3 protein-coding genes and 1 pseudogene are annotated in these 2908 nt (G+C 70.2%); all 4 read left to right on the top strand.

Features of this window, described 5'->3' with window-relative positions; genetic code table 11:
* The coding region (locus tag HW445_RS24825) for a glutamate ligase domain-containing protein (RefSeq protein ID WP_374939690.1) at positions 1–248 on the top strand (248 nt) is incomplete at its 5' end.
* A 4-nt stretch (positions 249–252) separates the two neighbouring features.
* Positions 253–1671, top strand: coding sequence for a UDP-N-acetylmuramoyl-tripeptide--D-alanyl-D-alanine ligase (gene murF / locus HW445_RS24820; protein WP_180223160.1), 1419 nt, complete (start codon positions 253–255; stop codon positions 1669–1671).
* Positions 1668–2741 (top strand): phospho-N-acetylmuramoyl-pentapeptide-transferase, encoded by a 1074-nt coding sequence (gene mraY / locus HW445_RS24815; protein WP_151772823.1) that lies wholly within the window; start codon positions 1668–1670, stop codon positions 2739–2741. Before murF ends, mraY begins: the two co-directional genes overlap by 4 nt.
* A pseudogene (murD, locus tag HW445_RS24810) lies at positions 2723–2908 on the top strand (UDP-N-acetylmuramoyl-L-alanine--D-glutamate ligase); the annotation flags it as partial. The gene mraY and the pseudogene murD, both read left to right, overlap by 19 nt.

Genomic DNA, 2908 nt, shown 5'->3' with positions numbered 1-2908 from the left:
CCGCCATGCTCCAGGGCGCGGCGTCGGTGCCCGCCCACGAACGCGGCGAGGTCCGCGTCTTCGAGGACCGGGCCGCCGCCGTCGAGGCCGCCGTCGCGCTCGCCCGGCCCGGCGACACCGTGCTCGTCGCGGGCAAGGGCCACGAGCAGGGCCAGGACATCGCCGGGGTCGTCCGGCCTTTCGACGACCGCCAGGTCCTCCGCGAAGCCGTCCAGAAGACCCAGGCACTTCAGAAGACCCAGGGATGAACCAGTGATCGCCCTCTCCCTCGCCGAGATCGCAGAAGCCGTCGGCGGGCAGACGCACGACATACCGGATCCGTCGGTCAAGGTCACCGGGTCCGTCGTCCGCGACTCCCGGGACGTGACGCCCGGCAGCCTCTTCGCCGCCTTCACGGGCGAGCGCGTCGACGGCCACGACTACGCGGCGCAGGTCGTCGAGGCGGGAGCCGTCGCCGTCCTGGCGTCCCGTCCCGTCGGCGTGCCCGCCATCGTCGTGGACGACGTCCAGGCCGCCCTCGGCGCGCTCGCGCGCCACGTGGTGACCCGCCTCGGCGCCACCCTCGTCGCCCTCACCGGCTCCGCCGGGAAGACCAGCACCAAGGACCTCATCGCCCAGGTGCTGCGCCGCAAGGCGCCCACGGTCTTCACGCCGGGCTCGCTCAACAACGAGATCGGCCTGCCGCTCACCGCGCTCAGCGCCACCGAGGAAACCCGTTTCCTGGTGCTGGAGATGGGCGCCCGCGGCATCGGCCACATCCGCTACCTCGCCGGGCTCACCCCGCCCCGGATCGGCGTCGTGCTCAACGTGGGCAGCGCCCACATCGGGGAGTTCGGCGGCCGGGAGCAGATCGCCCAGGCCAAGGGCGAACTCGTCGAGGCGCTGCCGTCCGCCGAGGACGGCGGGATCGCCGTGCTCAACATGGACGATCCGTACGTCAAGGCCATGGCCTCCCGGACCACGGCGAAGACGGTCTTCTTCGGCGAGTCGGACGAAGCGGACGTTCGGGCCGAGAACGTCCGACTCACGGACACCGGACGCCCCGCGTTCCGCCTTCACACACCCTCCGGGTGCAGCGATGTGACGATGCGCCTGTACGGTGAGCACCACGTGTCGAACGCGCTCGCCGCGGCCGCCGTCGCCCATGAGCTGGGCATGTCCGCGGAGGAGATCGCCATCGCGCTCTCCGAGGCGGACTCCCTCTCCCGCTGGCGTATGGAGGTCACCGAGCGCCCGGACGGCGTGACCGTCGTCAACGACGCCTACAACGCGAACCCCGAGTCCATGCGAGCCGCCCTGCGCGCGCTCGTCGCCATGGGTGAGTCCGCACGGGCCAAGGGGGGCCGTACGTGGGCGGTGCTCGGCCAGATGGCCGAGCTCGGGGACGAGGCGCTCGCCGAGCACGACGCCGTCGGACGGCTCGCCGTCCGGCTCAATGTCGGCAAGCTCGTCGCGGTCGGTGGCCAGGAGGCCCGCTGGCTGCAACTGGGCGCATACAACGAGGGTTCGTGGGGTGAGGAGTCGGTGCACGTGTCCGACGCAGAGGCGGCGATCGACCTGTTGCGCAGCGAGCTGCGACCGGGGGACGTCGTCCTGGTGAAGGCGTCCCGGTCGGTGGGGCTCGAGAAGGTCGCCGAGGCGCTGCTCGAGGGTGAGGTCGCCGCCCGATGATGAAGCAGATCCTGTTCGCGGGAGTCATCGGCCTCTTCCTGACCCTGATCGGCACCCCGCTGCTGATCAAGCTGCTGGCCAAGAAGGGGTACGGCCAGTACATCCGCGACGACGGACCGCGCGAGCACCACAGCAAGCGCGGTACGCCCACCATGGGCGGCATCGCCTTCATCCTGGCGACGGTCATCGCGTACTTCGCGGCCAAGCTGATCACCGGCTACGAGCCCACGCTCTCCGGCCTGCTGGTCCTCGGACTGATGGCCGGCATGGGCCTGGTCGGCTTCCTCGACGACTACATCAAGATCGTCAAGAGGCGTTCGCTCGGCCTGCGGGCCAAGGCGAAGATGGCCGGCCAGCTCATCGTGGGCATCGCCTTCGCGGTGCTCTCGCTGCAGTTCGCCGACATCCGGGGCAACACCCCGGCGTCCACCCGGATCTCCTTCGTCGAGGACTTCGGCTGGTCGATCGGCCCGGTCCTCTTCGTGGTCTGGGCGCTGTTCATGATCCTCGCCATGTCGAACGGCGTGAACCTCACCGACGGCCTCGACGGCCTCGCCACCGGCGCCTCGGTGATGGTCTTCGGCGCCTACACCTACATCGGCATCTGGCAGTTCCAGGAGTCCTGCGCCAACGCGGGCACCCTCACCAACCCCAGCGCCTGTTTCGAGGTACGCGACCCGCTCGACCTCGCGGTGGTCTCCGCCGCGCTGATGGGCTCCTGCTTCGGCTTCCTGTGGTGGAACACCTCCCCGGCGAAGATCTTCATGGGCGACACCGGTTCGCTCGCCCTCGGCGGCGCGCTGGCCGGCCTCGCGATCTGCTCCCGCACCGAGCTGCTGCTCGCGCTGCTGGGCGGTCTGTTCGTCCTCATCACCATGTCGGTGGTCATCCAGGTCGGCTCGTTCAAGCTGACCGGCAAGCGTGTCTTCCGGATGGCGCCACTTCAGCACCACTTCGAACTCAAGGGCTGGTCCGAGGTCCTGGTGGTGGTCCGCTTCTGGATCATCCAGGGCATGTGCGTGATCGTCGGACTGGGCATCTTCTACGCGGGATGGGCGGCCAACAAGTGACCCACGGCCAGGAGTGGCGGGGGGAAGATCTGCGGGGGAAGAACGTCACCGTCGCCGGGCTCGGCGTCTCCGGGGTCCCGGCGGCGAAGGTCCTGGTGGGCCTGGGCGCGCACGTCACCGTCGTCAACGACGGCGACGACGAGCGCGCCCGCGCCCAGGCGGCCGAA

The organism is Streptomyces sp. UH6 (assembly GCF_013421635.1).
In the GTDB taxonomy this organism is placed as follows: Bacteria; Actinomycetota; Actinomycetes; order Streptomycetales; family Streptomycetaceae; genus Streptomyces; species Streptomyces abyssomicinicus.
Note: the sequence above shows the minus strand (reverse complement) of the source record. Positions and strands in the feature narration are given on the sequence as shown.

Excerpts from the sequence above, each read along its gene's own strand:
- mraY (WP_151772823.1), top strand. The coding sequence starts at position 1,668 with ATGATGAAGCAGATCCTGTTCGCGGGAGTCATCGGCCTCTTCCTGACC.